The following is a 17,353-nucleotide window of genomic DNA, read 5'->3' on the forward strand; positions in this document are numbered from 1 at the left end:
CAGACTGCGCGGGATGCCACTACCGCCCTGGATAAGCGACCTGCCGGCGCTCGACCTGCTGCTGTCCGTCGCCGAGACGGGGAGCGTCGGGCGCGCGGCGCAGGCGCACGGGATCACCCAGCCCAGCGCCAGCGCGCGGCTTGCGAAGCTGGAACGCCGGCTCGGCGTACCGCTGCTGGTGCGTTCGCGGCGCGGGAGCCTTCTCACGCCCGCCGGCGAGGCGGTCGTTGCCTGGTCGCGCAACGTCATCGACGCCGCGCAGAACCTCGCCGACGGAGTTCTGACGCTGCGCGCCGACCGGCAGGCGCGGCTGCGTATCTCGGCGAGCCTCACCGTGGCCGAGTACCTGCTGCCGGCCTGGCTGCTGAGCCTGCGCCGCACCCATCCCGAGCTGGACATTTCGGCCGACGTCGCGAACAGTCACGGCGTCGTCGAGGCCGTCCGCTCGGGCGCGGCAGACCTTGGGTTCGTCGAGTCACCCGACATCCCCGCAGACCTGAGTGCCCGCATCGTGGGCGACGACCGGCTCGCCCTGGTCGTCGCCGCCAGCTATCCCCTCGCCGCGCACGCCTGGCGCGCACTGCGGCCGACCGACCTCGCCGATCAGCCACTGCTGCTGCGTGAACCGGGCTCCGGCACGCGCGACACGTTCCTGAACGCGGTCGAGCACGCCCTCGGCTTCGCGCCGTCGCTGCCGCACGCCATCAGCCTCGGCTCGACCACCACGATCCTTTCCACGGTCCGCGCCGGTGGTGGCATCGGTGTGATCAGCGCACGCGCAGCCGCGCCCGCCGTCGCAGCGGGAGAACTGGTCGAGCTTCGGGTCGAGGGCCTCCCGCTGACCCGTCCGCTGCACGCGCTGTGGCTGGGCCGTACCCCGACCGCCCTCGCAGCGGAACTCTTGGCGATCGCCGCTGCTCCTTCCGCAGGGCGATAGCAGTTCCGGTGAATTTCCCGCCAGGATGGCTTGCCTTGGAGGACCCCACCGGACGAGGTCGGGCATAACGGGCGGTGCCCGGGAAACCGCCCTCAGCGCCTTCGCCATCACCTCCGAAGGCCCCATCACCCCCAGCACCCACACGGCGATTTTGGCCTGGTATGCCCAGCAAGCCAGCACGAGCGCCACCGGGAGAGCGCCGAGCAGGTAGCGCAGCAGACCCTTGTGCGCCGGTAGCCCCATGGACAGCGGCTACGCCAGCCCAATCTGCTTCATGAAGGTGGTGAGATCGTAGAAGAGGTTCTCTTCGGCGATCTTTCCGTCGACCCATCGGGCCACCGTGCAAAAGTCGACGTCGAACGATTTGCCGGTGGGCGGGATCTCGTTACCGTCCGGGCCGGTCATGGGGCCGGTCATGGTGCCGGTGAAGCGCGCGATCGAGCACGTCCAGTCGCCCGAGGCGAACAGGACCTTGTATGGCCGGTTGCCTAGCCGCTGATCCGGAAACGCCTTGAAGAAGTCCCTCGCCTCGGCCTCGTGGTTGTGCTGACCATGCGTCTCCGGTTTGCCGGGCCACCGCACCACGACGTCCTCGTGATGCCGGCTGTTGAATGTGCCGATGTCCTGGGCGTTCCACGCGTCGTCGAGGGTCTGCATCAGTTTCATGTTCTGCTGCTCGATGCCCACCGCCGTGACCTCCTGCTGTTTGACCGCCGGTTCAACGGTGAGCCTAGGGCGGTGCGATGGCCACTCGACCGCGTTTGTTGACTTCCATGCTGGCTCAGCGAAGTTAGCCAGCCCGGCATGTGGCCCGCCGCCCACGCTCGACCCGTCCTGGATCCTCAACCCCGGCGTCCTCGTCGGTTCGCCGGCTGACTTGGGTCGGCCCCGCGAACCTGACTTGGGGGTGCTCGGGTCGGTCCCGGGCCGGTTCGAGCGAGCGGAGCCGCGTCGGACGGCCGCCTCACCAGACGGTCAGTGCAGACGGGCCCGCAGGTCGGCGATCCGATCCGCCGCGGCGATGAAGCCAGCGGCGTCGAGCTGGCCCCCGGTCTGGGCGTTGACCAGGGCGGCGGTGGCGGCTTCGCCCTGGCTGACGTCACGGGCGGAGCACAGGATGAGGTCCATGCCGGCGGTTGCGGCAGCGACCGCGCGCTGGCCGGTGCTGCCGTAGGGGGCCAGCGCACCGGCTTCCAGGGCGTCGGTGACGGTCACCCCGGTGAACCCGAGGCGGCCGCGCAGTTCCTGCCTGACCACTGTCGGCGACAGTCCGGCCGGGCGGTTCGGGTCCAGCGCCGGGTAGATGGCCCAGGACACCATGACGAGGTCGACGCCGATGGCGACGGCGGCGGAGTACGGGAACTCGTCGGTGCCGCGCAACGTGGCCAGCGACTGGGACAGGGTGACCGTCCGGGTGTCTGTGTTCTGGGCCGTTGCCGCCCATCCCAGTCCGGGGAAGTGCTTGGCGGTGGCGGCCACGCCGGTGCGCTGCTGGGCGGTGATGAACGCCCGCCCCAAAGACGCGACGATGCCGGGGTTCGCGCCGTAGGAGCGCTGATACTGGTCGATGAAGTTGCCCGCAGTGGAGTAGACGTCGAGAACCGGGGCGAGGTTGACGTTCATGCCCACTGCGGCGAGGGTGCGGCCGGCTCCGGTGCCCGACGCGGCCGCCGCGGCCACCGGATCGGCGGACTGGCCGATCCGCTTCTCTGACAGCGCAGGCGCCCCCGGCAGCCGCCGGACCAGGCCACCCTCCTGGTCGACCATCAGCAGCAGCGGCACGTGGACCGGGCTTTGCGCCTGGGCTCGTCGCAACTGGGCGGTCACCGAGCTGATCTGGGCGGTGCTGGCGATGTTCTCCCCGAAGAAGATCACCCCGGCGGCCTCACCGGCGCGGATGATCCTCAACAGGCTCGCCGGTGGTGTCAACCCGGGGTAGGAGTAGATGATTCGCTGCCCGGCCAGTTGCCACCTGGTCAGGCCGGCCGACCTGGTCGGCGCCGGCACGGACGGTACCGGCGCGGGTGACGTGCCCGGGGCCTGCGTGGGCAGCGGCGCGGTCGATGTGGACGGCGATGCCACCCGCCCGCCACCCGACCCACCCGGCGCGGGCCAGACTGAGCGTGTCGTATCAGGGGCGGACGGCCCGGGCGTGGGGGCGTGCGAGGACTGGCAGGCGACCATGACAAGGCCGAGCGTCCCGGCCGCCAGAGCGGTGCGAACCTTCGCCGCTGGGTACATGATCACCTCCGCCTAGCACGATCCCGGCGCGCCTGACGGACCCGACGATCAGTCGACGGTGACCGATCTGCGGTGTCCCGATCTCATCCGGTGGCGACGATGAACGGGCATCCGCTCCGGCGGCGAACGCCAGCGCTGCGCCTGCCGGTATGGGTGCCTCCCTGTGTCACCGGACGCCGCGCGGCGGCTCTATCCATAAGCAGTATGTGCGGGATATCCGTCGGTCACCAGTCCCAGGCATCATCGCCCTACGCGGCCATTGAGCTGAACCTTCCCCCGGCTCCGCGCTCTTTGCCGATGCTGGACGCTCCCACAGCCCCGGGCTGCCGCGCGGGGCGCGGCGTTGGTGGACCTGACCGTTCACCACCTGCGGCACACCGGTCAGATCCTCGCCGCGCAGACTGGCGCGACCCTGGCCGACCTGTGAAGCGGTTGGGTCACTCATCCATGGCTCGGGACACCGGCGAAGCCTCGCCGGGTGGATTCTCCCGGCCGGGGCGGGAGGCGTACTCAGGCCACCCGGGAACGCCACGCCGGACGCTCGTGGCAAGTGTTCCCGCAGAGAGGAGCTTCAGAGATGCGGGTGGTTATCGACCGGCTGGCGCGGGTGCCGCTGGCGGGGGTCGGCTTTGCGATCCTGTTGAGTTCGGTGTTGGTTGTCGTGCACCTGCTGTTGGTGCAGCAAATCCAGACCAGCGGCCAGCCCGAGCCGCCGCAGTGGCTGGGCCGGCTGATCGGGATGTACTGGGGGCTGCTGCCGCTGGCGTTCCTCGCGTTGTGGGCGCGCCGCCGGGACCGGCAGGGCGTGCTCGGCCGGGTCAGCGCTGCGATGCTGGCCGTCGGGCCTGTGCTCGCGGTACTCCTCGCGGTGGCAATGGCAGTATGGGGCGGCCTGCTCGGACGGGGTGCGCCAGGCGATCCGGGCCGGCGCCCGCGGCTACCTGCTCAAGGACGCCGAACCCGACGAGATTATCCGAGCGGTGCACGCGGTCCACGCCAACCAGGCGATCCTCGACTCCGCGGTAGCCGACCGGATGTTCGCCGCACTCGCCGACACCAACCCGGCCAACCCGTTTCCGCAGCTCACCGAGCGAGTTCGATATCCTGGCCCGGATGGCTGCCGGCCAGTCCAACCAAGCGATCGCCGCCCGGCTCGGGATCAGCCCCAAGACGGTGCAGAACCACGTCTCCAACATGCTGCTCAAACTCGGCGTCGCAGACCGGGCCCAGGCCGTAGCCCGCGCCCGAGACGCCAACGTCCACCGCCGGACCTGAAGGCACGTCGAGTTTCGTCGTCACTTGGCGGTGAGCTTGTCGACGTCTGGGGCGTAGACCGCCATCCAGTGCGCGTGCAGCCGATAGAAGACCACGTCGTTGTCCCAGTCGAAGGCGCTTTCGCCGTAGAAGTCCTTCAGGTACGCGAGCAGGTCTGGCCAGCCCGCGGCAGGCTCGCTGTCCTGGGGGTTGAGGATCTCCACCGTACCGTGCGTGAACACGCCCAAGTCCTCGCCACGCATGTGCGCGACGCTGGCGGCCGGACGGGCGGCGAGGTGGCGGGCCTTGGCGGCGCTGCGCGCCGTCCCGAAATGCCACTTGCCGTGTAGGAAATGCCCGTCCACGCCGCTGATCCGCGGCTCGCCCTTCGCCGTCACGGTGGACAGGGCAAGCGTGCACATGCCGGTGAGCACCTGGGTGAGCTGCTCCGCGGTCAGGGTGCGCTCCGCGATGATCGAGCGGAGATGCGAGGTGGAGCGGGAAAGGGAGGAGTCCAGGAGGCTCTGGAGCTCGTTGAGATCTTCCGGCGTTTCGCGCATCGAGGTCCTTATCTATTCGTAAGACCGGTTCACGTCCAGCACTACGCCGACCGGTGAATCCATGTTCGATCAGAAACCTGACGCCTTGTGTCGTACTTCTTCAACTGGCAATGATCAATCGCGGGATGCCTCAACGCGCCTGGCCGCAGCGGCGGGCGCGCCCGTGTGCCCAGCCGGCAGATCAAGGCGTTGCGGACCACGGACCGGCGAGTCGAAACAGGCACCCAAGCCTGACTTCTTAGACTCGGCTTTCCGTCGCCGCAGCAAAAGATGCGCGTACGGCAACCAAACTTCTTGATGTCTCGATGGAAAGAACCTAGGTTCGGGTGAGCACTTGTCATGTAGCGCCCCCGGGAGGCCCGAGACCTCACGGGGAACGAGAGGCCGATGCAGACGGACAGCCGACGAGCGAAAACCGGCAGCGCCGCCTCGATCGGTGAGACAAGGAGGTTCAGCGTGGGTAGCGGGAAACGTTTCCTCGCGGGTACGGCGCTCCTCGCCGCCGCGGTCCTGAGCGGCGGTTTCGCGGCGGCGCCGGCCACCGCATCGCTATCGTCGTGCGTCGCGCCGGACAGCCGGCCAACCGTCCGCTTTCTCGACTACGACAGCGGCGTGGCGAACCGGACCGTCGACGGCGGCTGTTCGATCAACGACCTGATCGACGACGAGCGTGCCTGGGCCAACCACGGCGGGTTCGTGGCGCACGTGACGCACATCGCGCGCGATCTGGTCGGCGCCGACGTGATCACCACAGCGGAGGCCGCCACGCTGACTGAAGCCGCGGCGCACTCCGAGGTGGGTGGAACGACAGGCTACGTCAGCCTGTTCGACGGGACGACCGAGTCGTACGCGAACTGGGGCTACGTCGGCGGCCGCGGGTTCGCCCTGCGCGACGACGGGTCGATGGTGACGACCAACTCGCCCACCGGCGGCGGCCTCGGCATGCTCTGGTATCGGGCCGCCCAGTTCGGCGACTTCTCACTGCGCCTGCAGTTCCGCGACGAGCGGGGCGGCGACGCGAACGCGAGATCGAACAGCGGCGTCTTCGTGCGGTTCCCCGGCGTCGACCCGGCCGCCAACCCCCAGTGCAAAACGAGCGATCCGGCATGGGTTGCCGTGAACTGCGGCCACGAGATCCAGATCAACGACTCGCCGGAGATCGGCAGCAACGACCCGCGGAAGACCGGCTCCGTGTACGGGTTCGCCGACCTGAACCTCGCCCAGGCCCGCTCGACGGATAAGGGGGTCTGGAACGACCTCGAGATCCGGGTCGTCGGCCAGCACTACACCGTGATCCGTAACGGCGTGGTGATCAACGAGTTCGACAACATGCCCGGCCTGCCGTTCCCGGGCCGTCCGACCGACCCTGGCACCAGTGGACGGCAGTACGCGCAGGGCTACGTCGGCCTGCAGAACCACGACGGCGGCTCGGTCATCGCCTTCCGCAACATACGGGTGCGGGACCTCGGCTGATCCTGGCCGGGTGCCTGCTTGTGGCAGCGGTGATCCGCCGGGCCAACCTGCTCGGCGGATCACCGCGGCGTACGCGCCGGATGGGGGTCATCTCGGTGCGAATGGGGCGACGGCGGGCGCAATGGCTGGAGACGGGGTTTGTGGGCGGCTGGGAAGCCGGCGGAGGCGAGGCCAGATACACGCACGCCCATGCCGGGTGATCGGCTCCGGGCTGCTGGTGTGACGGAACCGCGCCCCGGACCGATCCGGGGCGCGGTTCCAGAGATGGCCTCGGCTTAGTGGTCGTGGCCGCAGGAGATCCGAGCCCGTTCGAGCTCCTCCGGCGTGTTCCACCAGTACGCGGCCGTGCTGGCGTGTGCGGGCACGCGCTGCTTGACCCTGCCCTTGGGTGCTGATGCCGCCGGTGGCGGCTGATTGGTCGTCGTGGAGGTCGGGTAGGGGGCGATCAGGTCTGCGACGGTGTGGTGCCGTCCACCCACGACGACCGCGGTGACGTTCGCGGCGTCCTCAATCCGAGTCAGCGGGCGGCCGTCGACGATGGCCAGGTCCGCCAGCATGCCCTTTCCGATTCGACCGATTGGCTGCCCGAGGAAATCCCCCGACGTCGACGTTGCGCTGGTCAGGGTCTCCAGCGGCGTGAGCCCGTACTTCACCATCGCGCGCATGTTCATGTGCAGGCTGATGGCCAGGTGATCGATCGGGGCGTCGGTCCCGGCGGTGACGACGCCGCCACCACGGACCATCGCGACCAGTTGCGCGACTTGGTTGGCAAGGTTCTGCCGGGTGGCGGTCTGGTCCGTCGACTGCGCAGAGGTGACCGACGCCTGCAGTTTCGCCATCCGCCAGTTCGGGTAGAGCCGCCGGACGCGTTCGTCGGTGACGAGGGAGATGTCCTCCCGGTACAGGGTCGACGACACGAACAGGGTTGGCGTGCGGGCCATCTTCGACGCGTTGAACATGGCGATCACGTCGGAGTACGCCGATCCGACGTTCGTGACGGTCCGGGAGTAGCCGAACCGGTTCGTGGCGCCGACGTGCTCGGTTCCGTCGCCGCCCATTGCGATCGCCGGGTAATGGTAGTGCGACGTGACCGGCTTGCCCTGCCGGTGTGCCCACTGGATGACCTCCTTGTGCCACACGACCGGTAGCCGCACGTAGCACTTCATCAGGTCGTAGTCGAGCTTGGCCGCCCGTTCCAGCTCGAGCGCCAGTTGGGCGTGGGTGAATGTCGGGCGCATGAAGTTGTAGTAGATGCGAGGCCCGTCCACGGCCTCGCCGGTGGCCAGGTAGCGCGGCGCCAGCCGGGCGCCGGACTGGACCGATTCGCGTTCCTCGACCATGTGGTAGGCCGGGGAGCCGGGGGAGCGGGTCGTGGTGATGCCGAGCGCGAGCCACAGCGGCCCCTGCCGCGACCCGTACGCGTAGCCCTGCATCTCGCGGTGGTGGTGGATGTCGATCAGTCCGGGCATGACGAACCGGTCGCTGGCGTCGACGAGGCTGCCGCTGCGGCCTTCGCGGTGCGGCTCGACCGCAACGATCCGCTGGCCTCGCACGATGATGTCGACATCGCGGGCCACTGTCGCGGACGACCCGTCCCACATCCGGCCTGCGTGGATCACGACCTGGTCCGGGCCGGGGTCGTTGCGCCAGCGCAGCTGGACCGGGATCGTCCGGCCGGCCCCGCCGTCGACACGGACCATCTTCAGCTGACCACCGGACAGGTACATGAGCGTGGAAGAGCCGCCCGCCCAGACGGGTGCGTCGGACAGTTCGCTCGTGACCTGGCGTGCCGGCCCGGTCGGGTGTCCGCTCTGGTCGACCGGGAGCACCCAGATCAACGACTCCATCGCGAATGCGAGCATCGTCCCGTCCGGGGACCAGACGGGCCCGTCGTCACCGCGGGTCTGCAGCGACCTGTGCGGGGCGGGGTCGACGTACCTGCCGGCGCCCGTGGCACGGTCGACCACGAGGATCTTCGACAGGCCCTCCCGGTAGCGGCGCGAGTAGGGCACGACGGCCGCCAGGGCGATCATCTTCCCGTCCGGGGACCACGTGGGCCGGCCCGGCTCGAACGTCGCGCCGAAGACCTGCTGCACGTCGCCGGTGGACACGTTCAATACCCACAGTCCGCCATCCTGGTCGAGATAGGCGATCTCTTGACCGCTTGGCGACCACCGCACCGACAGGGCCGCGGACTCGGTCAGGTAGGTCAGCTGCCGGTCGCCCCCGGAGCTCAGGTCCCGGACCCAGATGTTCAAGGTGCCGGTTCGGTCGCTGACATAGGCCAGCTGCTGACCGTCCGGCGAGAAGTCCGGGTCGGCCTTCCACCAGCGGTCCCCGAACAGGCGTACCGGCTTCTCCCCGACCCGCATCAGGTAGATGTCGTTCAGGGCGCGGAACGCGACCATGGACCCGTCCGGGGACACCGCCGGGGAACCGATGCCAATGACAGGGAAGGTGCCGGGTGCGTCGAACACCCGGATGGTCTTGCGGTACTTCGCGACCGTGGCTGTCAGCGCTGCGGTGAATCCGACGGACCCGGCGGTGGCCGAGCCGAGGCGACGCGTGCGGATCTTGCCGGCCGAGCTGTAGTGGTACCGGCCGTCGGCCGTGAACCTGGCCTGGAAAGGGAACACCTCCTCACCGGTGACCAAGGTGCCTGCCGTCGAGGCCAGCTCGTTGCGGCCCGCAGTGAGCAGGTGGTAGGCGATGTCGGTTCCGTTCGGCAGGAACGACGGCTGGTGGATCACCTGCCCGGCCGGTACCGTGACCGCCGTGGTGCGGGCACCGGTGGCGACCTCGACGACATCGATGCGGGTGTCCGCTACGACGAATGCGATGCGAGACCCGTCCGGTGACCAAGCCGGCTCGTACTCCTCGGCCGCAGTCTCGGCCAAGGCTCGGGTGGAGCCTGTGGCGAGGTCGAGCACATGGATGCCGTACGAGCCGCCCTGGTCGGACGAGTAGGCGATGCGACGTCCGTCGGGGCTGTACCTCGGTTCGCGGTGGTCGAACGGGCCCTTCGTCAGTTGGGTGATGCCTGACCCGTCGGGGCGGATTGCCCACACGTTGAACACTCCATCCCGGTACGACTGGAACACGATCGTGGACCCATCGGGCGACCAGTCCGGCTGAGCGATGTCGTACAGGTCGGACGTCAGGCGGCGCGCGGTGCCGCCCGAGGGGGAGACCACCCACAGCACGCCGAGCATGTCGAACGCGAGCATGCGCCCGTCCGGAGACGGTGCGACAGCGAAGTCGGTTCCGGTGTCGACGCGGGTGTTGCCGCCCGGATCGGGGCTGCCGGCGCGGGCACGCGGCGCAGCCGCTTGAGTGAAGGCCGCTGCCAGCACGGCACCCGCACCAGCCTTGAGGACGGTTCGGCGGGACGGGGTGAATCGGGAGCCGGTGGGGCCGCAAGCCCGTGGCTGGTCGGGCTCCGTGAGGTCATCGGCCGGAAAATCCGCAGTGGGGGACATGCTGTTCCTCCTTGACCTGCCGCATCGGATACTTCAGGCGGTATCGCGCATCCTTCTCCCCGGCGTCATCACGCGGTCCCCATCTATGCCGCTCGAACTGTGAGCGGCCCACACAATGCGGTGAGCGGTGCAAATAGCGCGACGGAAGGTCCCGCTGGCGCCGGCACTCCGCGCTGGCGGATTGCGAACGGGATTCGGACCTGTGTCAAAGGACACGATCGCCAGCTCGCCGCCCCAGCACCGTGATCATGTAGCCTGACCTGCGTGAACAGTGCGCCGTCGTTGGACCGGACCCCGCTTGCGGTCCGTGTCGTCGCCGCGCGCCGTATCTGCTGTTGTTGACGGTCTGACACCCCGATCCGCGCCCGTGGCTGCCGCGCCACGCTGCCCGCGCGTCGTCATCAACGTCTGATCTGCCCTCATTTGTGAGCCTCAATCACCGCGTCCCGCGCTCGCGCGACGCAGCTTCCGTCTGTCTGGAGTAAGGACATGACCATTCACCGCAGGCCCTCGGCTGGCCTACCCTTCGCACGCCGGTTGCGCCCGCTCGGCGTGCTCGCGGCCACCGCCGCCCTCGCTTTGCTGCTCGCCGCCTGCGGCTCGCCGACGAGCCCCGGGTCGACAGGCGCCGCCGACGCGACGATCACGGTCGGTTCGCTGAACGAGCCGACGACGCTCAATACGATCAAGGGCGGCAACACCGGCCACGCCCAGGTGCTGCTGCGCAACGTCGTCGAGGGGCTCACCGTGCTGACCGACGACGGCAAGGTCGAGCCGCTGCTGGCAAAGTCGTGGGACGTGTCGCCGGACGGCACGGTATACACGTTCCACCTGCAGCCCGGCGTGACGTTCTCCGACGGCACCCCGCTGAAGGGCAGCGACGTGGTGGCCGCGCTCAAGCGCGTGACGTCCGACGAGTCGACCAGCGCCCGCAAGAAGAACCTCTCGATCATGAAGACGATCGAGGCGCCGGACGATGGCACCGTCAAGGTCACCCTGTCGACGCGGTCGCAGTCGTTCCTGTTCTACCTCACGAGCACCGGCGCGGCTGTCACCAAGCCCGACGCCGGCAACCCGGAGACGACGGTGATCGGCACCGGCCCGTACACCCTGACCTCCTGGAAACAGGGTGACTCCATCACGCTGACCCGCAACGACAAGTACTGGGGCACGAAGGCCAGCAACAAGCAGGTGGTGTACCGCTTCTTCAAGGACGCCACCGCCGAGAACAACGCCCTGCTCGCCGGCCAACTCGACCTGGTGACCCAGGTGTCCTCGCCGGATGTGCTCACCCAGTTCGACAACCAGCCGCAGTTCTCCATCGTGGAAGGCACGTCCACGACGAAGGAACTGTTCAACTTCAACGACGCCGTCGCCCCGTTCAACAACCCCGACGTACGGCACGCCATCCGGCAGGCCATCGACCGCAAGGCGCTGCTGACGGCGGTATGGGCCGACCGCGGCCAGGTCATCGGCTCGATGGTGCCGCCCACCGACCCCTGGTACGAGGACCTGACCAGCATCGACGACCACAACGTCGCCGGCGCCAAGCAACTGCTGGCCAAGGCCGGGTACGCGAACGGGCTGTCCTACACCGTCGACTACGTACCGTCGGACGCGGTCAACATCATCGCGCAGGGGCTGAAGAGCCAGCTCGCCCAGGCCGGTATCACCATCACGCTGAACCCCGTCGACGACGCGACCTGGACCGACAAGGTCTACAAGAACCACCACTTCCAGGCCACCATCATGACCCACGTCAACCAGCGCGACCTCGTCTGGTACGGCGACCCGACCTTCTACTGGCAGTACGACAACCCGCAGGTGCAGCAGTGGGTCAAGGACTCCGAGACCGCCGCGACACCCGACGAGCAGACCGCCCTGCTGAAGAAGGTGGCACGGCAGATCTCCGAGGACGCGGCGAGCGCCTGGCTGTTCCTCGACCCGGCCATCAAGGTCGCCAGCACCTCGGTCAGCGGCTACCAGAAGAACAACACCACGGACAGCTTCTATGTCGCACCGATCACCAAACGCTAGGCGATAGGCGGTGCTCAGCTACCTCATCCGTCGGGTCGCCTGGCTGATCGGTTCGCTGTTCGTCGCGGGCTCGGCGGTGTTCTTCCTGCTCCGGGTCCTACCGGGCGACCCGGCCGTCACGCTGCTGGCGGTCGGGTCCGCCCCGGACCAGATCGACGCGATCCGGCACCAGCTCGGCACCGACCGGCCGGTGCTGGCGCAGTACGGCCACTGGTTGAGCGATCTGGTGACCGGGAACCTCGGGGACAGCCTGTTCACCCAGCTGCCGGTGCTCGATCAGATCGCCGGCCGGCTCCCGGTCACCGTACCGCTGGCGCTGAGCGCGTTCGTCCTGTCGATCGTCGTGGCCGTACCGATCGGGGTGTTCGCGGCGGTACGGCGGCGAGGTCTGCTCGGGGTGGCGCTGTCGACGCTGGCGCAGGTAGGCATCGCGCTGCCCATCTTCTGGGTCGGGATCGTGGTGGTCTGGCTGGTCGCGGTGCAGTGGCGGGCGCTGCCGCCGGGCGGGTTTCCCCGCACCGGCTGGCAGGACCCGCAAGCCGCGCTCCAGTCACTGGTCCTGCCGGTGGCGACGCTGACCATCGCGCAGGGGTCGGTGCTGGTGCGCTACGTACGCTCGGCGACGCTCGACGTGCTGAGCCAGGAGTACGTGCGCACCGCCCGCTCCCTCGGGTACAGCCTGCCGCGGGCGCTGTGGCGGCACGGACCACGCAACGGCGCCGCAACCGTGGTCCAGATCCTCGGCATCCTGCTGGCCAGCTCACTGCTAGGCACCGTGGTCATCGAGAGCGTCTTCGCCCTGCCCGGCCTGGGCTCGCTGCTGTTGACCAGCGTCAAGGCCCGCGATCTGCCGATCGTGCAGGGCACGGTCTTCCTCATGACAGCGACCGTGCTGGTGGTGGGACTCGTCGTCGACGTCGTGCAGCGGCTGGTCGACCCGAGACTGCGAGGTTCGACATGAGCACACCTTTGGTCGAAGCGGTCGAAACGATCGCGGCGCCCGACACCCCCGCCCGGCCGCGCCGAGGCTGGCGCTCGCCGTCGTTCGTGCTCGGCGCGGCGCTGCTGCTGGCGGTTCTCGCCCTGGCGCTGGTGTCGCTGGTCTGGTCCCCGTACGGGCTGGACCACACCGACCCGGCGGCCCGGCTGGCGGACCCGTCCGCACGGCACTGGGCGGGCACCGATCGCCTGGGCCGCGACCAGTTCACCCAGCTGATGCTCGGCGCGCGTACCGCGGTGTGGATCGGGCTGGCCTCAGTCGCGGTCGCGTTCATCATCGGCGTCCCGCTGGGCCTGCTCGCGGCGGTCGCCGGCCGGTTCCTCGAGAACACCGTCGTCGGAGTGATCGACATCGTGATCGCCTTCCCGACCCTGCTGCTGGCGATGCTGCTGGTCACCGTGTACGGCGCGTCGACCGCAGTCGCGATCAGCGCGATCGGCATCGGCGTCTCCGCCGAGGTGGCCCGGCTGACCCGGATCTCGGCGAGCCGCGTGTTCACCCAGGACTACGTCCTCGCGGCGCGTACCTGCGGCACCGGACCACTGATGATCCTGGTCCGGCACGTCCTGCCCAACATCTGGCACACCCTGCTGGTACAGGCCACCCTCGCCTTCGGCGTCGCGGTCATCGCCGAGGCGTCGCTGTCGTACCTGGGGCTCGGCACCCCGCCGCCCGCGCCGTCCTGGGGCCGCATGCTCCAGGAGGCGCAGTCGACGGTGAGCGTCGCCCCGTGGAATGTCCTGCTGCCCGGCCTCGCCGTCGCCGTCACGGTCGTCGGGGTCAACCTGCTCGGTGACGGCCTGCGGGACGTCCTCGACCCGCAGCTACGGCAGGAAAGGCAGGCAGCGTACCGATGACCATCCTGGAGACCACCGGGCTGACCATCACGCTCGACGGGCAGGCGCTCGTTCGCGACGTCTCGTTCGGCCTCGCCGCCCGCGACCGGGTCGGCCTCATCGGCGAATCCGGCTCGGGTAAATCGCTGACCGCGCTGGCGCTGCTGGGACTGCTACCGCCCGGCATGCGTACGAGCGGCCGCGTCCTCATCGACGGCGAGGACCTCCTCGGCGCGCCGGACCGGCAGTGGCGTCGGGTCCGCGGCCGCACCGTCAGCATCGTGTTTCAGGAGCCCCTGACCGCCCTGGACCCGCTGATGCCGGTCGGCCGCCAGATCGCCGGCCCGCTGCGGCTTCACCAGGGCCTCAACCGCAGCGACGCCGAGCGCCGCGCAATCGACTGGTGCGGCCGGGTGCACCTGCCTGACCCGGCCCGGCTGGTACGGGCCCTGCCGCACGAGCTGTCCGGCGGCCAACGACAGCGGGTGGCCCTGGCGATGGCTCTCGCCTGCCGGCCCCGGCTGCTCATCGCCGACGAGCCGACGACCGCGCTGGACGTGACCGTACAGGCGCAGATCCTCACCCTGCTCGACGAGCTGATCGAGGAGACCGGGGTCGGGCTGCTGTTCATCAGCCACGACCTGCCGGTCGTCGCCGGACTGGCCCGCCGTCTCCTGGTCATGCGCACGGGCCGGTTGGTCGAATCCGGCCCGGTCGACGACGTGCTGCGCCGGCCTCGCTCCGGCTACGCCCGGCAGCTCGTCGCGAGCGCCGCCAGGGTGACCCGGCTGGCCCGCCCCAGCGTGCGCAGGGAGGACCGATGAGCGATCCGATTCTCACCGGGCATCAGCTGACCCGATGGTTCCCGGGCCGCACCCACCCGGCGCTCGACGGGGTGGACGTCACCGTGCGGCCGGGGACCAGCCTCGGGATCGTCGGCGAGTCGGGTGCCGGGAAGTCGACCCTGCTGCGGCAGCTGCTCGGCGTGGACCGCCCGACCTCGGGCGAGATCCGCTTCGCCGGCGAGCCCCTCGACCGGGGCCGACATCGCGCGTTCCGCCGGCAGGTCCAGGTCGTCTTCCAGGACCCCCGGTCGTCGTTGAACCCCCGCATGTCGGTCGCGTCGATCGTCGCCGAGCCGCTGCGCTCGCTGCGCATCGGTACGGACCGGTCAGCCCGCGCCGAGCGCGTCGCCGAGGTGCTCACCGCGGTAGGGCTGCGCCCGGAAGACGGACGGCGCTACCCGCACGAGTTCTCCGGCGGTCAGCGCCAGCGCATCGCCATCGCGCGGGCGCTCGCACCGGCCCCGCGGATCCTGCTCGCCGACGAACCCGTCAGCGCCCTCGACGTCTCGGTCCGGCTGCAGATCATCGACCTGCTCAAGGATCTCGTTGACCGGCTCGGGCTCACGCTGGTGCTGGTCTCGCATGACCTGGCGATCGTCAGCCAGCTCTGCCAGGAGGTGCTCGTCATGCGCCACGGCCGCGTCGTCGAGCGCGGCCCGACCGCGGACGTGCTGACCAACCCCGCCGACGAGTACACCCGTGCCCTGCTGGCGGCCATCCCGCAACTGCCGCTCGACCTGATGGAGGAACCGTGACCTTTGTTGATCAATGGCGGAGCTGGCATGCCGAACGTGAGGCGGCCGTGTCGGCGCCGGGCGGGGACCTCACGCTGGCCGGCACGCACTGGCTGGTGGGGCGCACCCAGATCGACGGGATACCCGGCACCTGGTGGGCCGACGGAACCGACGTGCGGGTGTCCGGCGCCGAAGGCCTGCTCGTCGGCGGCGTACCGACCGCCGAGGGCCTGCTGCGGCCCGACCAGCGACTCATGGTCGGCGATGTCGAACTGAAGATCATCCGCCGCGGCGCCGACCTGGCGGTACGGACCTACGACCCGCACGCGCCGGCGGTGCGCCGGTTCGCCGGCATCGACGCGTTCGCCCCCGACCCCGCCTGGGTGGTAACCGCCGAGTTCACCCCGGCCGACGCCGACCAGACGCTGCGCACCGAACACAGCCACTCCGACCGGCTGGTGGACTACCCGGTCGTCGGCACGTTCACCTTCACGATCGACGGCCAGCAGGCCGAGCTGGTCGCGCTGTACACCGGCCATGCGGGCGAAGCGCACATCACGTTCCGGGACGCCACCAGCGGACGCGAGAGCTACGGCGCGGCCCGGTTTCTGTTGCTGCCGATGCCGGCTGCGGCCGGCCCGGTGGCGCTGGACTTCAACCGGGTCACCCTGCCGCCGTGTGCGTTCTCCGACGCCTTCATCTGCCCACTGCCGCCTCCGGGGAACATGCTGCCGTTCGCCGTCCGGGCCGGCGAGAGGGCGGTGCTTGATCAGCCAGATGGCGGACGCGCCGGTGTGACCTCCCAGACCATCACCGAGGAGTTCACTGAGGACTCCACAGCAGGAGCTGAAACGGGTCCTCGCCGCAGGTGAGCCAGGTGCCGTCGCCGAGCGCCATCGGGTCCTCCGAAACGGGCAGCGGGTACTCCACCTGGCCGAGCACGTCCCCTCGCGCCGTGTCGATCAGCCAGTGCCGCGTATGCCCGTTCCCCTCCATGGTGCTCGCGACAACCGTGCGGTCGTCGACGAAGCCGCACTGGTAGCCCCAGAAGGGCTCCTCCTCGGCGTCCGACAGCGCCTCAAGATGCGGGGAAAGCTGGTAGTCGGCGACCTCGTGCGTCACCGCGCCGTCGGGAAGACGATGGATTGCGGGCTCCCTTCCCCAGTGAGCGATCGTGAGGAGCCGCGTCCCGCAGGGGCTGACATCGACGAGGCAGCGGTCATCGTCACCGATGGGGGTGACGGTGAGTCGAGCGCCGTCCCACCGGCCCCACCGCAGCGGCGCGCCATCCTGGCCTTCGCCGACGCTCAGGCCCATCTGGCCCGGGTCGGGGTGGGCGATGTGGTGGGAGCCGGCGGCCGCGGTGCCGGTCGGGGCCCGCCCCAGGATGCGACCGTCGACGGCGTCGAGCACGAGCCACTCCTCGTCGAACTCCGGCTCGACGTCATCCGGCAGCGGGGTGCGTACGTGGGCCCACACCGTGGAGCCGTCCGCACTGATCCAGCACGAGCCGGAATCGGGGTGGCGGTGTTCCTCGCTGCCCGCGTACTCGGCGTAGGAGTCGTGCAAGGACGAGCAGTACGGGACCCAGCACGCGTGCCGCACCCGCCAGCGCAGCCCGCCGGCGGCGTCGATCGCGTGCAGCGCATGCTGACCGCTGAAGACCGCCAGGTCGAGGGTGGGACTCACCGCATCGATCCCGCCCGCCCCACGCGGCCAGGGAGCCGGAAAGCGGGCGGCGGGAGCGCCGTCACCGGCGACGAGCCGGTCCAGGTCGTACGCCGACAACTCGTCGTCCTGCCGGATCACCACGAGCCGGCGATGCGGCCACCGCTGGACGGCAGGCGTGTCCGCCGTGCGGGAGAAACCGGGTACGCGAGGAGCGTTCGCCGGCACGCGGAAGGACGCCACGAAGCGAGGGATGATGCGCACCGCATCATCCTGCCCGCCCGCTACG

At 69.7% G+C, this 17,353-nt stretch carries 13 protein-coding genes and 1 pseudogene; 9 read left to right on the top strand and 5 right to left on the bottom strand.

Features of this window, described 5'->3' with window-relative positions; genetic code table 11:
• Positions 1-13 precede the first annotated feature (13 nt).
• Positions 14-937, top strand: a complete 924-nt coding sequence (locus ACFYM6_RS25430; protein ID WP_387279355.1) for a LysR substrate-binding domain-containing protein — start codon at positions 14-16, stop codon at positions 935-937.
• Between the two features lie 252 nt (positions 938-1,189).
• Here ACFYM6_RS25430 and ACFYM6_RS25435 read toward each other — a convergent pair whose 3' ends face one another.
• A complete protein-coding gene (locus tag ACFYM6_RS25435) occupies positions 1,190-1,624 on the bottom strand; it encodes an ester cyclase (RefSeq protein ID WP_387279357.1) in 435 nt (144 codons plus the stop codon).
• 288 nt (positions 1,625-1,912) lie between these two features.
• Positions 1,913-3,019, bottom strand: a complete 1,107-nt coding sequence (locus ACFYM6_RS25440; RefSeq protein WP_387279359.1) for a glycoside hydrolase family 3 N-terminal domain-containing protein — start codon at positions 3,017-3,019, stop codon at positions 1,913-1,915.
• Between the two features lie 1,254 nt (positions 3,020-4,273).
• Here ACFYM6_RS25440 and ACFYM6_RS25445 point away from each other — a divergent pair.
• Positions 4,274-4,453 (top strand): annotated as a pseudogene (locus tag ACFYM6_RS25445) (LuxR C-terminal-related transcriptional regulator); the annotation flags it as partial.
• Positions 4,454-4,473: 20 nt separating this feature from the next.
• Here the strand turns inward: ACFYM6_RS25445 and ACFYM6_RS25450 are convergent.
• Positions 4,474-4,992, bottom strand: coding sequence for a pyridoxamine 5'-phosphate oxidase family protein (locus ACFYM6_RS25450; RefSeq protein ID WP_387279361.1), 519 nt, complete (start codon positions 4,990-4,992; stop codon positions 4,474-4,476).
• A 456-nt stretch (positions 4,993-5,448) separates the two neighbouring features.
• Here ACFYM6_RS25450 and ACFYM6_RS25455 point away from each other — a divergent pair, with 456 nt between their 5' ends.
• On the top strand, positions 5,449-6,465 hold the full coding sequence (locus tag ACFYM6_RS25455; RefSeq protein ID WP_387279363.1) for a DUF1080 domain-containing protein: 1,017 nt from the start codon (positions 5,449-5,451) through the stop codon (positions 6,463-6,465).
• Positions 6,466-6,740: 275 nt separating this feature from the next.
• Here the strand turns inward: ACFYM6_RS25455 and ACFYM6_RS25460 are convergent, their stop codons facing one another.
• Positions 6,741-9,692, bottom strand: a complete 2,952-nt coding sequence (locus ACFYM6_RS25460; RefSeq protein ID WP_387279365.1) for an amidohydrolase family protein — start codon at positions 9,690-9,692, stop codon at positions 6,741-6,743.
• A 741-nt stretch (positions 9,693-10,433) separates the two neighbouring features.
• Between ACFYM6_RS25460 and ACFYM6_RS25465 the strand changes: the two genes are divergently transcribed.
• The 6 genes from ACFYM6_RS25465 to ACFYM6_RS25490 are packed head-to-tail and all read left to right on the top strand — an operon-like array spanning position 10,434 to position 16,268.
• Positions 10,434-11,981: an ABC transporter substrate-binding protein gene (locus tag ACFYM6_RS25465; protein WP_387279367.1), complete on the top strand. Its 1,548-nt coding sequence runs from the start codon at positions 10,434-10,436 to the stop codon at positions 11,979-11,981.
• 10 nt (positions 11,982-11,991) lie between these two features.
• The gene (locus ACFYM6_RS25470) at positions 11,992-12,942 is read left to right on the top strand and encodes an ABC transporter permease (protein WP_387279369.1); all 951 of its coding nucleotides are present in this window, start codon (positions 11,992-11,994) and stop codon (positions 12,940-12,942) included.
• Entirely contained in the window at positions 12,939-13,838 is a 900-nt protein-coding gene (locus tag ACFYM6_RS25475; RefSeq protein ID WP_387279371.1) for an ABC transporter permease, read from the top strand. Before ACFYM6_RS25470 ends, ACFYM6_RS25475 begins: the two co-directional genes overlap by 4 nt.
• Positions 13,835-14,641 carry an ATP-binding cassette domain-containing protein gene (locus ACFYM6_RS25480; RefSeq protein ID WP_387279372.1) on the top strand — a complete coding sequence of 269 codons (807 nt, stop codon included), beginning with the start codon at positions 13,835-13,837 and terminating at the stop codon, positions 14,639-14,641. Before ACFYM6_RS25475 ends, ACFYM6_RS25480 begins: the two co-directional genes overlap by 4 nt.
• On the top strand, positions 14,638-15,417 hold the full coding sequence (locus tag ACFYM6_RS25485) for an ATP-binding cassette domain-containing protein (RefSeq protein ID WP_387279374.1): 780 nt from the start codon (positions 14,638-14,640) through the stop codon (positions 15,415-15,417). Before ACFYM6_RS25480 ends, ACFYM6_RS25485 begins: the two co-directional genes overlap by 4 nt.
• Positions 15,414-16,268 (top strand): DUF1684 domain-containing protein, encoded by an 855-nt coding sequence (locus tag ACFYM6_RS25490; protein ID WP_387279376.1) that lies wholly within the window; start codon positions 15,414-15,416, stop codon positions 16,266-16,268. Before ACFYM6_RS25485 ends, ACFYM6_RS25490 begins: the two co-directional genes overlap by 4 nt.
• On the opposite strand, the gene ACFYM6_RS25495 is transcribed toward ACFYM6_RS25490, so the two are convergent.
• On the bottom strand, positions 16,219-17,328 hold the full coding sequence (locus ACFYM6_RS25495; protein ID WP_387279378.1) for a hypothetical protein: 1,110 nt from the start codon (positions 17,326-17,328) through the stop codon (positions 16,219-16,221). The genes ACFYM6_RS25490 and ACFYM6_RS25495 overlap by 50 nt on opposite strands.
• Positions 17,329-17,353: the final 25 nt, after the last annotated feature.

Source organism: Micromonospora sp. NPDC006431 (assembly GCF_042870725.1).
Lineage (GTDB): Bacteria > Actinomycetota > Actinomycetes > Mycobacteriales > Micromonosporaceae > Micromonospora.

Excerpts from the sequence above, each read along its gene's own strand:
- ACFYM6_RS25430 (WP_387279355.1), top strand. The coding sequence starts at position 14 with ATGCCACTACCGCCCTGGATAAGCGACCTGCCGGCGCTCGACCTGCTG.
- ACFYM6_RS25465 (WP_387279367.1), top strand. The coding sequence starts at position 10,434 with ATGACCATTCACCGCAGGCCCTCGGCTGGCCTACCCTTCGCACGCCGG.
- ACFYM6_RS25450 (WP_387279361.1), bottom strand. The coding sequence starts at position 4,992 with ATGCGCGAAACGCCGGAAGATCTCAACGAGCTCCAGAGCCTCCTGGAC.
- ACFYM6_RS25475 (WP_387279371.1), top strand. The coding sequence starts at position 12,939 with ATGAGCACACCTTTGGTCGAAGCGGTCGAAACGATCGCGGCGCCCGAC.
- ACFYM6_RS25480 (WP_387279372.1), top strand. The coding sequence starts at position 13,835 with ATGACCATCCTGGAGACCACCGGGCTGACCATCACGCTCGACGGGCAG.
- ACFYM6_RS25485 (WP_387279374.1), top strand. The coding sequence starts at position 14,638 with ATGAGCGATCCGATTCTCACCGGGCATCAGCTGACCCGATGGTTCCCG.
- ACFYM6_RS25460 (WP_387279365.1), bottom strand. The coding sequence starts at position 9,692 with ATGCTCGCGTTCGACATGCTCGGCGTGCTGTGGGTGGTCTCCCCCTCG.